The organism is Gilliamella sp. Bif1-4 (genome assembly GCF_001690535.1).
Lineage (GTDB): Bacteria > Pseudomonadota > Gammaproteobacteria > Enterobacterales > Orbaceae > Gilliamella > Gilliamella bombi.
Map to the genome: position 1 here is coordinate 36,968 of NZ_LZHC01000037.1, position 17,575 is coordinate 54,542.

Below are 17,575 nucleotides of genomic sequence, written 5' to 3' on the forward strand. Positions count from 1 at the left end.
AAATCAAACAATGGTTAATGCAACCATATTGTACCAATTAATTGTATTATTTGTAGTGATTTGAAAAATGGCTGTAATGAATATACATAAAAAATTAATTTCTTCTCAATAGGTAAGAGATATGGCGCTTATGTCATTAAGAAAAAATAACTACCACTAATTTGGTTAAACGCTTTATGGTAAGTTGTCTAACAATTTATAACGTTTTAAAGAAAGCTCAATTGAAGCTTTTCATTCCTTTAACTCGTAAGACAGAGCGGTTAAACCACATAAAGCGATTTTAGGTAAATGCCTTATAAATTTTTATACTAAAACGTAGTGTTACCTGAAACTTTTTTATATTAATATAATTTTTCACCATATTAAACAGAAATCAAACTGTCATTATTTATTTTTTTGATATATATCAAAATTTATAAATTCATATCTGTTTTTCCCTTTATTTCCATTTGATTAAAGATTATCATTACAATTAGTAAGGATGTTAATCGCTTCCAATATAATAAATTAAAACGTAATGTCAGCTTTCTAAGGAGCCCATATGCTATTTAGCCGTAGGCAGTTCTTTAAGATCTGTGCGGGTGGTATGGCTGGAACAACGGTAGCTACGCTTGGTTTTTCTCCAAATGTAGCGCTTGCTCAAACTCGCCAATATAAGTTATTGAAATCAAAAGAAACTCGAAATAATTGTACTTACTGCTCTGTTGGCTGTGGTATGTTGCTGTATAGCCGTGGCGATGGGGCTAAAAATGCCGAATCGTCTATTTTCCATGTAGAAGGAGACCCCGATCATCCTGTTAGTCGTGGTTCTCTTTGCCCTAAAGGTGCAGGTGTTCTAGATTATATAAAAAGTGAACAACGAGTTAAATATCCTGAATACCGTGCCCCAGGTTCAGATAAATGGCAACAAATAAGTTGGGATGAAGCCATTGATCGTATTGCTCGTTTAATGAAAGCTGATCGAGATAAAAATTTTGTTGAAAAAAATGCGGAAGGCACAACAGTCAATCGCTGGACAACAACAGGCTGGCTTGTTACTTCAGCGGCTAGTAATGAAACAGGGTGGTTAGCGTTCAAAGTTGCACGTGCATTAGGTATGTTAAGCCTTGAAACCCAAGCTAGAGTTTGTCATGGTCCTTCTGTATCTAGCTTAGCGGCTACTTTTGGTCGCGGCGCTATGACTAACAACTGGAATGATATCAAAAATGCTAATGTTGTTATCGTAATGGGGGGAAATGCAGCTGAAGCTCATCCTGTTGGTTTTAAATGGGCTATAGAAGCAAAAATTAATAATGGTGCTGAACTGATTGCCATTGACCCTCGTTTTCATCGAACAGCCTCGGTGGCTGATTTGTATGTCCCTATTCGCTCAGGTTCTGATATTGCTTTTTTACTTGGTATTATCAATTATCTTATTACCAATAACGAAGTTAATTTTGACTACTTAGTTACTCATAGTAATGCAAGCCTAATTGTTCGTGATGATTTTAATTTTGATGAAGTTACAGGGCTATTTAGTGGCTATGAAGCTGATACCAAACAGTATGATCAGACAAGTTGGGCATATCAAAAGGATGACAACGGTTATGCTCTTCGGGATAAAACGCTAAGTCATCCTCGTTGTGTATGGAATCTATTAAAACAGCATGTCAAACGTTATACACCCGAAATGGTAAATAAAATAACGGGAAGTCCTATTGAAGGTTTTTTGCATGTTTGTCGCTCACTTGCTAGCACTAAAACTAACGATAGAGCCGCCACATTTTTATATGCATTAGGTTGGACTCAGCATACTTATGGATCGCAAATTATCCGTACTGCTGCCATGATTCAGCTTATTTTAGGCAATATTGGCGTAATGGGCGGAGGCATTAACGCACTACGTGGACATTCAAATATTCAAGGTTTGACTGATGTTGGTTTATTATCAAATCGCCTGCCTGCTTATCTTGATTTACCAAAAGATTCTCAAGTTTCACTTACTCAGTACCTAGATGAAAAAACACCAAAACCACTTGGTCCAAGCGAAGTGAATTTTTGGGGGAATTATCCAAAATTCTTTGTCAGCTTTATGAAATCAATGTACGGTGATAAATCGACTAAAGATAACGATTGGGGATTTGATTGGTTACCTAAATGGGATAAAACCTATGATGTTTTAAGATTTAGCAAAATGATGCGTGATGGTCAAGCCAATGGCTTTATTTGTCAGGGCTTTAACCCTCTTGCTGCACTTCCCGATAAAAATAGTATTTGCGAAGGTTTATCTAACTTAAAATTCTTGGTTAGCATTGATCCTATGCCAACAGAAACAGCTGAGTTTTGGAAAAACCATGGCGAATCTAATGATGTAGATTCTAGCAAAATTCAAACCGAAGTATTTAGATTGCCATCAAACTGTTTTGCAGAAGAAAACGGTACAATAGTTAACTCTTCTCGTTGGCTACAATGGCATTGGGCAGCAGCAAGACCGCCTTATGAAGCTTTATATGATCCTGAAATTATTGCGCGTATCTTTTTGAGAATAAAAGAGCTGTATGCTGAAGAAGGTGGTGCTTATTACGAGCCAATTGAAAACTTAGTTTGGGATTATCAAAACCCTGAAGGTCCAATGGCCGAAGAGCTAGCCAAAGATTATAATGGACGTGTACTTGCAGATATCACTGATGCAAATGGTAATGTTATCCTTAAAAAAGGTCAATTACTAAGTGGTTTTTCCCAATTAAAAGCAGATGGTACAACCTCATCGGGCATTTGGATATTCTGTGGCTGTTGGACAGAACAAGGTAACCAAATGGCAAGGCGTGATCCAAGCGATCCATCAGGCAAAGGCGTTCATGCTGGTTGGGCGTGGTCGTGGCCGATGAATCGACGAGTACTTTATAACCGTGCTTCAACGGATGAAAATGGTAAACCATGGGATCCTAAACGAGTTTTAGTAAAATGGAATGGCTCAAGTTGGGTAGGTAATGATGTGCCTGATTTTACAGCAACATTACCACCAAGTAGTGGGGCAGGTGCTTTTATCATGAATAATGATGGTTTAGGTGGGTTGTTTTGTTTAAATCGGTTAGTCGATGGTCCATTCCCAGAGCACTATGAACCGTTTGAAACACCTATTAGTAATAATCCATTGCATCCAAATCAAGTCAGCAGCCCTGTAGCTCGCGCATTTAAAGAAGATTTGGCTCGCTTAGGGAATGCTAGCGAATTTCCTTATGTTGGTACCACTTATAGTATCACTGAACATTTCCATTTTTGGACGCAACACGCAAGGCTAGCTTCAATTACTCAACCCGAGCAATTTGTTGAGTTAAGTGAAAATCTTGCCCTCAAAAAAGGAATCAAATTAGGTGATACGGTTAAAATCACTTCACATCGAGGTTATATTAAAGCTAAAGCAGTTGTGACTAAACGTCTTCCAACTTTAACTGTTGATGGTAAAGAGATCGAAACCATTGGAATCCCGATAGTATGGGGATTCACAGGCCAGACAAAGAAAGGTTTTTTGGTTAATGAATTAACGCCACATTTAGGCGATGCAAATTCACAAACACCAGAATATAAATCATTCTTAGTCAATATCGAAAAAGTTACTACAGCGGCATAAGATGGGAGGATAAATTATGTCATTACAAACTCAAGATATTATACGCCGCTCAGCAACCAATTTTTTAACTCCAGCGCCACGAGCTAGGGACTATCAACAAGAAGTTGCAAAACTTATTGATGTAACCACCTGTATAGGTTGTAAAGCATGTCAGGTTGCTTGTAGCGAATGGAATGACCTTCGAGCAGAAGTTGGCAATACTGTTGGTGTTTATGATAATCCTGCCGATTTAGAGCCAAAAGCATGGACTGTAATGCGGTATTCAGAAGTCGAGATAAATGGGAAATTTGAATGGTTAATTCGTAAAGATGGCTGTATGCACTGTTCTGATCCTGGTTGTTTGAAAGCATGCCCATCAGAAGGTGCTATCATTCAATATGCTAATGGTATTGTTGATTTTCAATCGGAACACTGTATTGGTTGTGGCTACTGTGTAGCAGGTTGTCCGTTCAATATTCCACGAATTAGTAAAGAAGATAATCACTCCTATAAATGTACATTATGTGTCGATCGCGTTGCTGTTGGTCAAGAACCCGCCTGCGTTAAAACTTGTCCTACTGGCGCTATACACTTTGGTACTAAACAAGATATGATTCGCCATGCTGAACACAGAATTGTAGATTTGAAAAAACGTGGTTTTGAACATGCTGGTCTTTATGACCCGCAAGGAGTGGGGGGAACACATGTTATGTATGTTCTTCATCATGCAGATCAGCCAGAATTGTATCACGGCTTACCAAAAGACCCTAAAATTAGTGAAATTGTTAGATTTTGGAAGGGTATTTGGAAACCGTTATCTGCAGCTGCATTTGTGGCAACTTTTGGCGGTTTTCTGTTCCATTACATGGGTGTTGGTGCAATTGAAGTTGATGAAGAAGACATTGAAGAAGAAAAAGAAGCAGATAAACAAGCTCGAAAGCGTTTAGGCTTGCCTGTTTTAGAACAGAAAATTGACTCTAATTTATCACAACAGGAGAATCATCATGGATAAGAAAAGCGTGATATTAAGAACACCACTTATTGTTCGCTTCTGTCATTGGTGTATGGTCTGTCTGTTTATTCTGACTGCGCTATCTGGCTTATCTTTATTTTTTCCATCTATAAAACTGTTTGGATTATTTCTTGGTACGCCACAATTAGTAAGAGCATTACACCCATTTTTAGGGTGCATTGTTTTTGTTTTACTCATGTTTATGTTTATAAAACTTGCTCACCATAATATTCCAAATAAAAATGATCTTTTATGGATTAAAAACTTTAAACATGTCATTTTGGGCAAAGAAAGAGGCATTCCAATAGGCAAATATAATGTAGGACAAAAGTTTTTATTTTGGTGCATTATGGGGCTAATTTTAGTTTTATTCGTTACAGGCCTCATCATGTGGCGCCGTTATTTTGCGGATAATTTTTCTGTTCCAGTTGTCCGTATTGCGATATTTTTTCATTCTCTTGCTGCAATTGGCTTAATCCTGCTTGTAATTGGTCATGCTTATATGGCAATTTGGGTTAAAGGTTCCATTAAAGGGATGATAACAGGCTATGTTTCGCGTGCTTGGGCACAAAAAAATCATTCAACTTGGTATGAAGAAGAAATGGAAAAGATCTATCAAAATGAACTAAAGTTAAAGGCTAAATTTGAAGAAGAATCTACAGATATTAAGCATAAACCAGCTTAGTAACTTGCCTGCATCTATAATGGTATTTTCAGCTGATAGTAACTATCAGCTGTGACATTTTAATAGTAAAAATAAAAAGCAGTGATGAATAAAATCACAATCAATGAGCATTTATAATGAGTATAAAAATTATCCCTCAAGAACAACTTGAACAACAAGCTACAAACTCAGTTATTAGACAAATCCCGTTACTATTTTATCCATCACCTAAAACACTTTATGCTCATCGAGCAGAACGTTTAAAAACTCTTGCAAACAATAATCCAATTAGTGATTATTTGAATTTTTGTGCAATTATAGCTGAACAACAAGCCAATTTAATTAAACATAAGCCTATAGATATTGATGTAACGTGTTTATTAAATAGCGAATATCCTCCACTTAGTTTAGATAATTTACCTCTTAAAGATACTTGGCAAGATTACTTTACTTCATTACTCGACTCATTTTCTGATACCACGCAGCAAATCGCTATAGTCATTGAACAGCTTAAAAAAAATAGCGCTTTAGAATTACAAAATAAAGCATTACATTTGCTTAAAGGAGAATTTGATAAAGTTGATGGTAATGAAGCAATATTTATTTGGTCATCATTATCTGTTTATTATTGCCAACTGGCTAGTCAAATTAAAAGTAAAGCTATCGCAGAAAATACAGATAAACTCTGGTTATGTCCAGTTTGTGATAGTATGCCTACTGCTAGTATTATTCAATTAGGCGGTAACAATGGTTTACGCTATTTACATTGTAGTTTATGTGAAAGTGAATGGTATGTACCTAGAATTAAATGTACCTGTTGCGATAATATGGAAGACATACAATACCTCTCCTTAGAAAAAGAACTCGCTGCAATTAAAACCGAGTGTTGTGACGTTTGCCATAGCTATTTAAAAATATTTGATCAAGATAAAGATCCCCATATTGAAGTCATCGCGGATGATATTGCTTCGCTGATATTAGATATCAAAACCGAAGAAGAAGGGTTTGCTAAAAGTGGGATAAATCCTTTTATATTTGCTCAATAAAAAACAAAGATATTGATAATATAGTTTTATAGGCATTATATCGAATATGAAATAATTCATTCAAAAACTAATTAACTATTTTACAATAATGATTATTTTGTAACATGATCATCAAATAAATAAAATACAGCTTCACATTTTTGATTAATAAAGCTAGAATTAAACTATTGTACTAGTTTGCGAGTTTAATTCATGAAACGTTTTATTTTATTAGTAACAATATTATTGCTTACACCTTTTTTAAGTTTTGCAGATACAATTAAAAATGTGGCCATTACAGCAATTGTTGAACATCCTTCATTAGATCAAATCCGCGATGGTGTTAAAGATGAATTGGCAGACAGCGGCTATACGTTAAACAAAAATTTAACTGTCCAATACAAAAGTGCACAAGGAAGCAGTGCAACTGCGGCTCAGATTGCAAGGCAATTTGTAGCAGCAAAACCTGATGTTATTGTGGCAATTGCGACACCAAGTGCACAAGCAACAGCTGCAGCAACCAAACAAATTCCTATTGTATTTGCTGGAATTACCGATCCTATCGCCGCTAAATTAATTAAAGATTGGCAACCTGCGGGTACAAACATTACTGGTGTATCAGATTATCAAGAAATTGGCCCACAAATCGAATTTATGAAAAAAATTGTACCTAATGTTAAATCAGTAGGATATATTTATAGTCCAAGCGAAATTAATTCAACCGTGGTATTAAAAAATCTACAAACTCTTTTATCTCAACAAAATATTAATTTTATTGCTGTACCAGCTCAACGAACTGCTGATATTTCAACTGCTGCCAATACATTAAAAGGTAAAGTAGACTTAATTTACACGACAACCGATAATAATGTTGTTTCAGCCTATGAGTCATTAGTCAAATTTGCAAATGAAAATAAAATTCCTCTTTTAGCATCGTTCCCTGATGCGATTGAACGAGGAGCCGTTGCTGCATACGGCATGAGCTACTATGATGTAGGACGCCAATCAGGTAAGCTTGTTGTGCGTATATTAAAAGGTGAAAAACCAGGAAGTATAACTCCAGAAATAGGGAAAGCATTACGCCTTGTTGTTAATACTGATGCAGCTAAAAAACAAGGGGTTGCTTTGCCTCCTGAGGTAATTCAATCTGCTGACAAAGTCATAGGAAAATAATCAAGCCCTACTTCACTAAAATTAATTAACAATTTTGCTCACTTAGTAGTTAGGTGAGCAAAAAATATAACCTACAGTAATCCAATAACTGGATTAACATCAAATCACCGATAATGTGTAATAAAAAATTTACACTCATAGCTGTTTTTATACTAGAAAATTATCTTTTTTTGTTTTATATTAACTTAATATTTAGCTTGATTGTAAAAAAAACATTACAGGAGTGCTCTATGCGTAATTCTATCATTAAACTTTGTATGTTACTTAGTTTATCGTTAGCAACATTTTATTCTTTCGCTGAGTCTAAAACCGAACAAAAATTTGTTGCCATTACAGCAATTGTTGAACATCCCGCATTAGATAATGTGCGTAAAGGTGTTGAGGATGAGTTAAAAGATAGCGGTTATATTGCTGGAAAAAATTTAAAGTTACAATTTTTAAGCGCACAAGGTAGTAGTGCAAATGCAGCCCAAATTGCTAAACAATTTGTAGCAAATAAACCAGATGTTATTGTAGGAATTGCCACGCCAAGTTCGCAAGCATTAGTTGCTACAACAAAACTTATTCCTATTGTTTTCACTGCCGTTACCGATCCCGTAGCAGCAAAATTAACCCCGGGTTGGGATGCATCAAAAACAAATGTAACAGGTGTATCTGACGCCTTATCACTAGATTCTCAAATCGATATGATGCTAAAAATAAAACCTGAGGCTAAAAACATTGGTTATGTTTATAGCCCTAGCGAAGTTAACTCAACAATCATACTAAAACAATTACAAAATGAGCTAGAAAAACGGGGTATGAAAATTATTGCCGCTCCTGCGCAACGTACTTCTGATATATCTACCGCGGCTAGAAGTTTAAAAGGTAAGGTAGATATGATTTATACTACTACCGATAATAATGTGTTTTCTGCTTATGAAGCTTTAGCAAAAGTGGCTAATGAAAGTAAAATTCCTCTTATTGCATCCAACCCTGAATCGGCAGAACGTGGTGCTATTGCTGCTTTAGGCATGAGTTATTATGATCTTGGTCGTCAAGCTGGTAAAATTGTTATCCGCATACTTAACGGCGAAAAACCTGGTGATATTCCACCACAAGTAGGTAATGTCACTCAATTAACAATTAATAAAAAAGCGGCCGAACGCCAAGGTGTTATATTATCTGAAAATGTATTAAAATCGGCTACCAAAATTGTTGAAAAATAATTTTTACTTTTTTTATAACTAAGCCGCCAACTTTGGCGGTTAACTTTTATGGATTTTTTTCATGTCTTCTGAATTTTTATTAGGCTCAATTGGAATTGGGCTTATTTATGCGTTGGTGAGTTTGGGTGTATTTATTTCGTTTCGTTTACTTGATTTTCCAGATCTTACTGCTGATGCAAGTTTTCCTCTTGGTGGAGCGATATGTGGATTATGCATTTATATCGGTATCGATCCTTGGATTGCAACGTTATTAGGTATGTTTGCTGGCTGCCTTGCTGGAGCAATGACAGGAATACTGTATGTTAAACTCAATATTCTTCAATTATTATCAAGTATTATTGTAATGATAGGACTCTATTCTATCAATCTAAGAATATTAGGTGTTGGTCCGTATATTATGGATGAAACATCAAGAATGGCAGGATCCCCTAATCTTTCTTTACTTGATGCCAAAACTATATTTTCACCATTTATTGCTGAAGATTACAGCAACCAATATATTGTACAACCTCTTATGGCACTAGGATTTGTCATTGTGTTTTGGGCTTTACTCAATGCGTTTTTAAATACCCAAATGGGATTGGCTTTAAGAGCAACTGGCACCAACCAACGAATGGCAAAATCGCAAGGTATTCCAACTGGAAGAGTCACAATTCTTGGTATGGCTATATCAAATGGTTTAATTGCTCTCGGTGGTTCATTATTTGTACAAACACAAGGTGGGGCTGATATCACCATTGGTGTTGGCACAATTGTAATTGGCCTTGCATCAATTATTATTGGCGAAAGCTTATTCCCCGCTAAACGAATTTGGGCTGTGATGCTAGCTGTTATTGTTGGTTCTATTTTATATCGTTTATTTATTGCATTTGCACTTAGTAATGAGTTTTTACAAGAAATCGGTGTAGGAACAGAAGATTTAAATCTAATTACGGCGATACTCGTTGTGCTGGCTCTTGTTGTGCCTAAGCAATTTAAAAAACACGCAAAAATAAGAGGTAAGTAAGCATGATTAAAGTTGAACAATTACAATTAACTTTTAATCAGGGTAAACCAATTGAAAATCATGTATTACGAGGACTAAACCTGAATATTAGTGAAGGTGAATTCGTTACCATAATTGGTAGTAACGGAGCAGGTAAAAGTTCTTTATTGAATGTGATTAGTGGTGATTTATTTCCTGATTCAGGAAAAATTGCTATTAATGGTAAAAATGTAACTCGTTGGTCAGCATGGAAACGAGCTGGTATGGTTGCTCGCGTATTTCAAGACCCTATGGTTGGCACATGTGAAAACTTAACTATTGAAGAAAATCTCGCTATAGCTTATAACCGAGGATATCGTTTTACCTTATCTTCAGCTCTTAATTGCAATATCCGATCAATATTTAAAGAAAAACTTGCTACTTTAAATTTAGGTCTTGAAAATCGATTATCGGATATGATGGGATTACTCTCTGGAGGTCAAAGGCAAGCTATTAGTTTGTTAATGTCAACTTTACAGCCATCTAAAATATTATTGCTTGATGAACATACCGCAGCTCTTGATCCTAAAACAGCACAGTTTGTTTTAGAGCTAACCAATGAAATTGTTTCAAAAAAACAATTAACAACAATGATGGTGACTCACTCTATGAAACAAGCATTAGAATATGGCACCAGAACAGTAATGCTTCATCAAGGACAAGTTGTACTTGATGTATCTGGAGAACAACGAGCTAAATTAACTGTAACGGATTTATTAGATATGTTTGAAAAAACACGTGGTGAAAAAGTCACCGACGATGCTTTGCTTTTAGGTTAATGATCATCAAAAAGCAATATTTCTGATAGAAATATTGCTTGATTTTTACCTATTGTAATTAATCCCATTACAGCTTAATTTGCTGTTACTGGTGACGGGGCATTCCTTAAGCTTAATTTATTGAGCTTATCTATATAAAATTGCTTTATATCATTCCAACGATAATAAGGATAATGCGCTGACTTTATAGGCAGATGCACTTCACGTTCGTTCAATAATACTTTCACTAATACAGGCTGATTTGCTTGTTCGCTTTTATAAAAAATCCATTGAATATTAGCACCCATAGGGATAATTTTATCCGCTTGCCAAACAGAATAATAATTAAAAATGGAATCAGCAATAGTAGATGTACCTTCAATTTCAAGTAAAGTAGCTAAAGGTGAAACGGTTTCAGCATGAGCAAAACGCAAATTAGCATCAAGATTATTATTTGCTATTGCAATATCTGCTGTGTTTAACATATCCCACAACAATGGGGCTGCAATTTTTATTTGGATACCATTAGCATTAAAAGCAGGGCCAATTTCCAAATAATTTTTAGCCGTGATCACGGTATTCAACCAAGTATTTTCATTAATCGAAAAATACGGACTAAAGTCAAGATAATTATCCTTTAATACTTGAGGCGAAAATGCCTGCAACTCTTGATATAATTGATAAATGGAAATCACAAAATCCCGTGTTTTTACTGATGATATATTGACAACCTCAATGCCATTATCTAGCTTTTGGATAAAATCATCAGCAAAAATCTTTTTTACTACCTGTTCGCTTATTTGTTTTGTTTTAGGCGCATTCTCTATCAATTTCACCGAGTCTTTTACTGCTTTACTGTGTTTATATTCATTATAAGCTGGTGAATAATCAAAAAAGCGCAATAATGTTTGTTGATTTTCGGGCTGCTGTGTAACATGGATATCAGGATATTTAGATTTGAAAGAACTAATGAATATTTCTGCAGTTTCCTTGGCTCTAGGGGAGCGAGATGAAACAACATCAATTTTATTTCCTTTAAAAACAGTTGGATTATTCTTCTGCATACGTTGACTAATCAAGGCAATATCTTTACGACCAAAATCAGTAAGCTCACCGTAATGATTTTTATTTAACTCAGCAATACGAATTATCTGCCTAAATAAATCTTTACCTAAGTTAGTCAATTGATTTTGCTTTTCAGCTGTTAACAAAATTTGATAAGCAATATCTTCAGATTTTGGTTTACTGATATAACGTGAGCCATGTCGTCCAACATGATCAATGTAAAAAGCCATATACCCTGCTGGTGCTGGTGTAATCCTTCGTTCAGCATCATATTGATAAGCTGTTTTAGAACCCACACACATAGTTTGTTGAGCAAAACTTACAGAAGAAAATGAACAAAAAAAAACAACAAACCACTTACGAAAACGAACCATAATCATTCGCTTTTCCCCTTGAAATAAAAAATGTTAATATACCATTAAAAATGGCCCCAACATCACTATCTATAGTGTACATTAACATAAAAATCAAAATAAGCAGTACTTATAAAATGATAGTGTTAATAAAATAATATCTATAAAGCTATTTCATAAAAAAGATGATTATTTTCATAACACTCTTTCATTTTTCGTAAAAAAGATTATCTTATTAGACACTCGATACAACTTCCTTTTAATTAATTAAACACAATGAAATTATATGGCCTTTCAGGTACCAAAATTAGCTGTGCATTGATATCTGCATGTATAAACACCCCTTACAGCGCTCCTCGTTTTATTAAAGATTTAATAGCTGGCATAACTGTTGGTATTATTGCTATCCCACTAGCAATGGCATTAGCAATTGCTAGCGGAGTACCACCACAGCATGGCCTATATACAGCCATTATTGCTGGTTTAGTAATTGCATTAACGGGAGGATCACGTTTTAGTGTTTCTGGTCCAACGGCTGCATTTGTCGTTATTTTATATCCTGTTTCATTACAATACGGATTATCTGGATTACTCATTGCCACCTTATTGTCGGGTATATTCCTTATTTTTATGGGCATGGCTCGATTAGGTCGATTAATTGAATATATTCCTCTCCCTGTTGTATTAGGTTTCACATCGGGCATTGCCATAACTATAGCAACCATGCAAATTAAAGATTTTTTTGGTTTAACACTTGAGCACATGCCAGAAAGTTATATTGGTAAAGTTATGGAACTAGCTAAAACACTACCAACCATTAATATTGCTGATACTATAGTCGGTGTGGTAACTCTGATTGTGTTAATAGTATGGCCAAAACTTAGATTTAAAATATCAGGACACCTGCCTGCACTAATTGCTGGCATTGCTGTCATGTTTATTTTTAATCAATTTGGTTATCAAATTGAAACGATTGGTTCACGATTTACCTATACACTAGCTGATAATACGATAGGTCATGGTATACCCTCTGTTCTACCAGAGTTTATTTTACCTTGGCAGTACGATGATTTTACATGGGATTGGTCAACATTTACTGCTTTACTACCAATTTCACTGACCATGGCAATGTTATGCGCAATTGAATCATTACTCTGTGCTGTGGTATTAGACGAAATGACACACACCAAACATCACTCAAATAGTGAACTTATTGGTCAAGGTTTAGGTAATATCATTGCCCCATTTTTTGGTGGCATTTCAGCAACAGCGGCAATTGCGCGTTCAGCGGCAAATGTCAAAGCAGGCGCAACCTCGCCTATTGCAGCCGTTTTGCATTCTTTAGTTGTTTTACTTGCTCTTATTTGCTTTGCACCAGCATTATCATTTATCCCACTTTCTGCTATGGCGGCATTATTACTTATCGTGGCATGGAATATGAGTGCAGTTCAACGCGTTATTTATATTATCAAATGTGCTCCTAAAGATGATATCTTGATTATGCTTATTTGCATGTCGTTAACAGTACTATTTGATATGGTGATTGCAATTACACTTGGGATTGTACTTGCCTCAATCCTATTTATGCGCCGTATCGCCCGTATGACTCGCTTAGTTGAACTTAATCGCAGTAACGATAAAACTTTAGTGCTACGTATTAACGGCCCCCTCTTTTTTGCTGCCGCTGAACGTACATTTTTAGAAATCTATCAAAAGATTAATGGATATGAACACATAGTGCTACAATGGGATGCGGTACCTATTCTTGATGCTGGTGGTCTCAATGCTTTAATTCATTTTATTGATGAACTACCTGAACAAGTTGATCTATCAATTTGTGAGTTACAGTTTCAACCATTAAAAACATTAGCTCGCGCAAAAATTGTTCCAATTCCTAACAAACTAATGTTCTATTCAACGTTAGAAGAAGCACTGAAAGATAAAGATTAATTCTAAAATTAGATTTATTATATTAACTAATTTATATGCACAGTAACGGTTTGAACAGAAACTAATTACTGTGCAATAAATTGTACCTTCACTACCTTTCTTTTCATTTACTAAATCACCATTGACAAACTATAAGTCTTAAAAGTGGTTTTAATTTGAAATTCAAAATTAACTTATAAAAATAGGTAAATAGCATGATATCTAACGAAAACAATGTCTACAATCTTAAAGAAAAATCAAACTGGTTTATTTTAGTTGGTGTTATTTTAATTATATTGGGGGGATTAGCATTAGGTTATCAGTTCATGGCAACCGTTTTTTCTGTCTATTTTATTGGTTCATTAATTTTAATTGCAGGTATTGCCCAAGCGCTACATTCATTTCGCATTAAAGGTTTCGGTCAGTCAGCATTATGGGCACTAATGGGGATTTTATACATTTTTATAGGTCTAATGTCATTTTTCCAACCTGTTGCGATTTCATCAGCCTTAACATTGGTGATTTCATTTTTGCTAATTATGAGCGGCTTTACACAAATATTTGCTGCTATGAATAACCGAAATTTGCCTCGTTGGGGGTGGGTTTTAACCTCAGGGATTATTACATTAATTTTAGGATTTATGATTATTGCAGGTTGGCCATATGACAGTCTTTGGGTATTAGGTATGTTTTTAGGTATTGACCTTATTTTTCAAGGTTGGGCATATGTAGCTATTGGTTTTGCATTAAAACAATAGATGTTAAATAACGCATTCGTTGCTCACAATCTAGTAGTTACTTCTAAGAAGTTACCACTAATTGTGAGCAGCAATTAATGATGCTACCCTCACTTTAATAGATAAATGCCAATCACAAATATTCTCAGCGACAGGTTTATTTGGATTACTATCAATGTCTGTTTATATTCCTTGCCTTGTTTAGCTTTAAGATTAAGGTAATCCATTCATCTATAAATACGTTCATGAGAACAATAACTATACGGAACATTATATAATTTAAAAAATTTTTTGTTTAAACTATAAAACATATTTTTTTATATGGCCATCTTTAGGCTATTAAAGGCTTTCCACTCAACGATGAACAGAGCCAAAAACTCAAACAGAATAAAGTATGGATAAAACCCAAAATAAAACTAAATTAGGAATATAAGAGTATGACAGAATTCGAACAACAACGCCGTCAGAAACTATTAGATGAGGCTTTTTATCCATACATACAAGAGAGATTAAACTGGGAAATAAACGAATTTGACAAAACGGTACGAATTATTAAAGATCCTTTTATGGAGCCAATGATAGATCTTTATTATCAACAATTATGTCTTGACTATACGGTGGGTAAACCGATTCCTGATTTATTGCCGATCATAGATAAAATAATAAAATATACTGAAAATACAATTGATCACGTTGAACGGTATAATCACGCTCACCCTGATGATAAAGCAGAAATCGCAATTTTAACAGAGTACTTTGAAACAGAAAAACTTTCTAATTTATTAGGGCTTTGTATTCTATTTGAACGACAGGATTGGTTTGAAACTATCGTTAAAGCCGTCGATCTTGATCAAGAAAATCGAGAAAAAGCAATTGATAGCTTAATTGCAATGAAAATTCCAAACTATCCAATTACTGAAGAAAAAACACCACGAGAACTAAGCTTTCGTAATCCCCTTTATAAAGCTATTCATGTTGAAAAACCTAAAGATACCTTAAAGTTTTTAGATGAATACTTACGCCGTTGGTACGATGGATTACGTAAAGCAGGCAATGTTTACATTGATATTCATTTATTACAGCAAGGTGATTCTCGAGACTGTTGCACTTTCCATGGCTATTGGTGTTTTGAAGCCGCCGCAGTGGCATATTTAAAAGATATTGATGATAGCTGCCTACACCGTTTTATCTACTACCCGAAAGATATGGTCGAATACGCTCGCAATAATCGTCAGTAAATATTGTATCAATTAACCATAAAGGGGAGAAATCGTTGTTGCTGTTTTATAGGGTAGACACGGCAAAACAATAGCTTTCTCTCTTTATGTATTAGACTAATAGAATATTAACTAGATTCATACTGATTATCAATAAAATAAGTATGATATAAATAAAATATAAGGAGATTAAAATGATACAATTTGAACAACAACGTCGTCAAAAATTGTTGGATGAAGACTTTTATTATTATTTCCAAGAGAGGCTTATACGGTTAATTGAACAGACTGATAAAAAAATAAAAAGTTCAAAAGATCCATATGTTGAGTTTATGTCAGATTTACAATATCGTCAACTATGCTTAGATTATACAATAGGAAAATCTATTGCAGAGCTATTTCCTCGCCTGAAGATAATTATTGAATATATAATAAATACAATTAATTTTGTTGAACGTTATAGAGTTAACCATCCTGACAGTGATATAAAAATTACTACACTAACAGAATACTTTGAAAGTGAATTTCTATCTAATTTATTAGGGCTTTGTATTCTATTTGAACGGCAGGATTGGTTTGAAATTATCGTTAAGGCCGTCGATCTTGATCAAGAAAATCGAGAAAAAGCAATTGATAGCTTAATTGCAACGAAAATTCCCAATTATCCAATTACTGAAGAGAAAACACCAAGATCATTAAGTTTCCGTACCCCTCTTTATAAAGCCATTCATGCTGAAAAACCTAAAGATACCTTAAAATTTTTAGATGAATATTTACGCCGTTGGTACGATGGATTGCGTAAAGCTGGTTATGAATATATTGATATTCACCTGTGGCAACAAGGTGATTCTCGAGACTGTTGTTCCTTCTATGGTTATTGGTGCTTTGAAGCCGCCGCAGTGGCATATTTAAAAGATATTGATGATAGCTGCCTACACCGTTTTATCTACTACCCGAAAGATATGGTCGAATACGCTCGCAATAATCGTCAGTAAATATTGTATCAATTAACCATAAAGGGGAGAAATCGTTGTTGCTGTTTTATAGGGTAGACACGGCAAAACAATAGCTTTCTCTCTTTATGTATTAGACTAATAGAATATTAACTAGATTCATACTGATTATCAATAAAATAAGTATGATATAAATAAAATATAAGGAGATTAAAATGATACAATTTGAACAACAACGTCGTCAAAAATTGTTGGATGAAGACTTTTATTATTATTTCCAAGAGAGGCTTATACGGTTAATTGAACAGACTGATAAAAAAATAAAAAGTTCAAAAGATCCATATGTTGAGTTTATGTCAGATTTACAATATCGTCAACTATGCTTAGATTATACAATAGGAAAATCTATTGCAGAGCTATTTCCTCGCCTGAAGATAATTATTGAATATATAATAAATACAATTAATTTTGTTGAACGTTATAGAGTTAACCATCCTGACAGTGATATAAAAATTACTACACTAACAGAATACTTTGAAAGTGAATTTCTATCTAATTTATTAGGGCTTTGTATTCTATTTGAACGGCAGGATTGGTTTGAAATTATCGTTAAGGCCGTCGATCTTGATCAAGAAAATCGAGAAAAAGCAATTGATAGCTTAATTGCAACGAAAATTCCCAATTATCCAATTACTGAAGAGAAAACACCAAGATCATTAAGTTTCCGTACCCCTCTTTATAAAGCCATTCATGCTGAAAAACCTAAAGATACCTTAAAATTTTTAGATGAATATTTACGCCGTTGGTACGATGGATTGCGTAAAGCTGGTTATGAATATATTGATATTCACCTGTGGCAACAAGGTGA

13 protein-coding genes and 1 pseudogene are annotated in these 17,575 nt (G+C 34.6%); 13 read left to right on the plus strand and 1 reads right to left on the minus strand.

Going from position 1 to position 17,575, the window contains the following annotated elements:
• Positions 1 to 541: 541 nt before the first annotated feature.
• From fdnG to A9G25_RS06525, 8 genes are all read left to right on the plus strand, one after another.
• Positions 542 to 3,610: a formate dehydrogenase-N subunit alpha gene (gene fdnG / locus A9G25_RS06490; protein WP_081297178.1), complete on the plus strand. Its 3,069-nt coding sequence runs from the start codon at positions 542 to 544 to the stop codon at positions 3,608 to 3,610.
• Between the two features lie 16 nt (positions 3,611 to 3,626).
• Complete coding sequence (gene fdxH, locus A9G25_RS06495) at positions 3,627 to 4,601, plus strand: formate dehydrogenase subunit beta (protein ID WP_065626254.1); 975 nt, start codon at positions 3,627 to 3,629, stop codon at positions 4,599 to 4,601.
• Positions 4,594 to 5,286, plus strand: a complete 693-nt coding sequence (locus A9G25_RS06500) for a formate dehydrogenase subunit gamma (protein ID WP_065626255.1) — start codon at positions 4,594 to 4,596, stop codon at positions 5,284 to 5,286. Before fdxH ends, A9G25_RS06500 begins: the two co-directional genes overlap by 8 nt.
• A 116-nt stretch (positions 5,287 to 5,402) precedes the next feature.
• Positions 5,403 to 6,311 carry a formate dehydrogenase accessory protein FdhE gene (gene fdhE, locus A9G25_RS06505; protein WP_065626256.1) on the plus strand — a complete coding sequence of 303 codons (909 nt, stop codon included), beginning with the start codon at positions 5,403 to 5,405 and terminating at the stop codon, positions 6,309 to 6,311.
• A 192-nt stretch (positions 6,312 to 6,503) separates the two neighbouring features.
• Positions 6,504 to 7,463 (plus strand): ABC transporter substrate-binding protein, encoded by a 960-nt coding sequence (locus tag A9G25_RS06510; protein WP_065626257.1) that lies wholly within the window; start codon positions 6,504 to 6,506, stop codon positions 7,461 to 7,463.
• A 230-nt stretch (positions 7,464 to 7,693) separates the two neighbouring features.
• On the plus strand, positions 7,694 to 8,671 hold the full coding sequence (locus A9G25_RS06515; protein WP_065626258.1) for an ABC transporter substrate-binding protein: 978 nt from the start codon (positions 7,694 to 7,696) through the stop codon (positions 8,669 to 8,671).
• 61 nt (positions 8,672 to 8,732) lie between these two features.
• Entirely contained in the window at positions 8,733 to 9,677 is a 945-nt protein-coding gene (locus tag A9G25_RS06520) for an ABC transporter permease (protein WP_065626259.1), read from the plus strand.
• Positions 9,678 to 9,679: 2 nt separating this feature from the next.
• Positions 9,680 to 10,474: an ABC transporter ATP-binding protein gene (locus A9G25_RS06525; protein WP_065626260.1), complete on the plus strand. Its 795-nt coding sequence runs from the start codon at positions 9,680 to 9,682 to the stop codon at positions 10,472 to 10,474.
• A 74-nt stretch (positions 10,475 to 10,548) separates the two neighbouring features.
• Here A9G25_RS06525 and A9G25_RS06530 read toward each other — a convergent pair whose 3' ends face one another.
• Positions 10,549 to 11,898, minus strand: coding sequence for a histidine-type phosphatase (locus tag A9G25_RS06530; RefSeq protein ID WP_065626261.1), 1,350 nt, complete (start codon positions 11,896 to 11,898; stop codon positions 10,549 to 10,551).
• Between the two features lie 249 nt (positions 11,899 to 12,147).
• Between A9G25_RS06530 and dauA the strand changes: the two genes are divergently transcribed.
• From dauA to A9G25_RS06555, 5 genes and pseudogenes are all read left to right on the plus strand, one after another.
• Positions 12,148 to 13,821, plus strand: coding sequence for a C4-dicarboxylic acid transporter DauA (gene dauA, locus A9G25_RS06535; RefSeq protein ID WP_065626262.1), 1,674 nt, complete (start codon positions 12,148 to 12,150; stop codon positions 13,819 to 13,821).
• 194 nt (positions 13,822 to 14,015) lie between these two features.
• Complete coding sequence (locus tag A9G25_RS06540; RefSeq protein WP_065626263.1) at positions 14,016 to 14,558, plus strand: HdeD family acid-resistance protein; 543 nt, start codon at positions 14,016 to 14,018, stop codon at positions 14,556 to 14,558.
• Positions 14,559 to 14,974: 416 nt separating this feature from the next.
• Complete coding sequence (locus A9G25_RS06545; protein WP_065626264.1) at positions 14,975 to 15,775, plus strand: PoNe immunity protein domain-containing protein; 801 nt, start codon at positions 14,975 to 14,977, stop codon at positions 15,773 to 15,775.
• 173 nt (positions 15,776 to 15,948) lie between these two features.
• Positions 15,949 to 16,749, plus strand: coding sequence for a PoNe immunity protein domain-containing protein (locus A9G25_RS06550; RefSeq protein WP_065626265.1), 801 nt, complete (start codon positions 15,949 to 15,951; stop codon positions 16,747 to 16,749).
• A 173-nt stretch (positions 16,750 to 16,922) separates the two neighbouring features.
• Positions 16,923 to 17,575, plus strand: a pseudogene (locus A9G25_RS06555) (DUF1910 domain-containing protein); the annotation flags it as partial.

Bases quoted from the DNA above. Each gene is read 5' to 3' on its own strand.
- A9G25_RS06515 (WP_065626258.1), top strand. From the start codon at position 7,694: ATGCGTAATTCTATCATTAAACTTTGTATGTTACTTAGTTTATCGTTA.
- fdnG (WP_081297178.1), top strand. From the start codon at position 542: ATGCTATTTAGCCGTAGGCAGTTCTTTAAGATCTGTGCGGGTGGTATG.
- A9G25_RS06525 (WP_065626260.1), top strand. From the start codon at position 9,680: ATGATTAAAGTTGAACAATTACAATTAACTTTTAATCAGGGTAAACCA.
- fdhE (WP_065626256.1), top strand. From the start codon at position 5,403: ATGAGTATAAAAATTATCCCTCAAGAACAACTTGAACAACAAGCTACA.
- fdxH (WP_065626254.1), top strand. From the start codon at position 3,627: ATGTCATTACAAACTCAAGATATTATACGCCGCTCAGCAACCAATTTT.
- A9G25_RS06510 (WP_065626257.1), top strand. From the start codon at position 6,504: ATGAAACGTTTTATTTTATTAGTAACAATATTATTGCTTACACCTTTT.
- A9G25_RS06550 (WP_065626265.1), top strand. From the start codon at position 15,949: ATGATACAATTTGAACAACAACGTCGTCAAAAATTGTTGGATGAAGAC.
- dauA (WP_065626262.1), top strand. From the start codon at position 12,148: ATGAAATTATATGGCCTTTCAGGTACCAAAATTAGCTGTGCATTGATA.
- A9G25_RS06540 (WP_065626263.1), top strand. From the start codon at position 14,016: ATGATATCTAACGAAAACAATGTCTACAATCTTAAAGAAAAATCAAAC.
- A9G25_RS06545 (WP_065626264.1), top strand. From the start codon at position 14,975: ATGACAGAATTCGAACAACAACGCCGTCAGAAACTATTAGATGAGGCT.
- A9G25_RS06530 (WP_065626261.1), bottom strand. From the start codon at position 11,898: ATGATTATGGTTCGTTTTCGTAAGTGGTTTGTTGTTTTTTTTTGTTCA.
- A9G25_RS06520 (WP_065626259.1), top strand. From the start codon at position 8,733: ATGTCTTCTGAATTTTTATTAGGCTCAATTGGAATTGGGCTTATTTAT.
- A9G25_RS06500 (WP_065626255.1), top strand. From the start codon at position 4,594: ATGGATAAGAAAAGCGTGATATTAAGAACACCACTTATTGTTCGCTTC.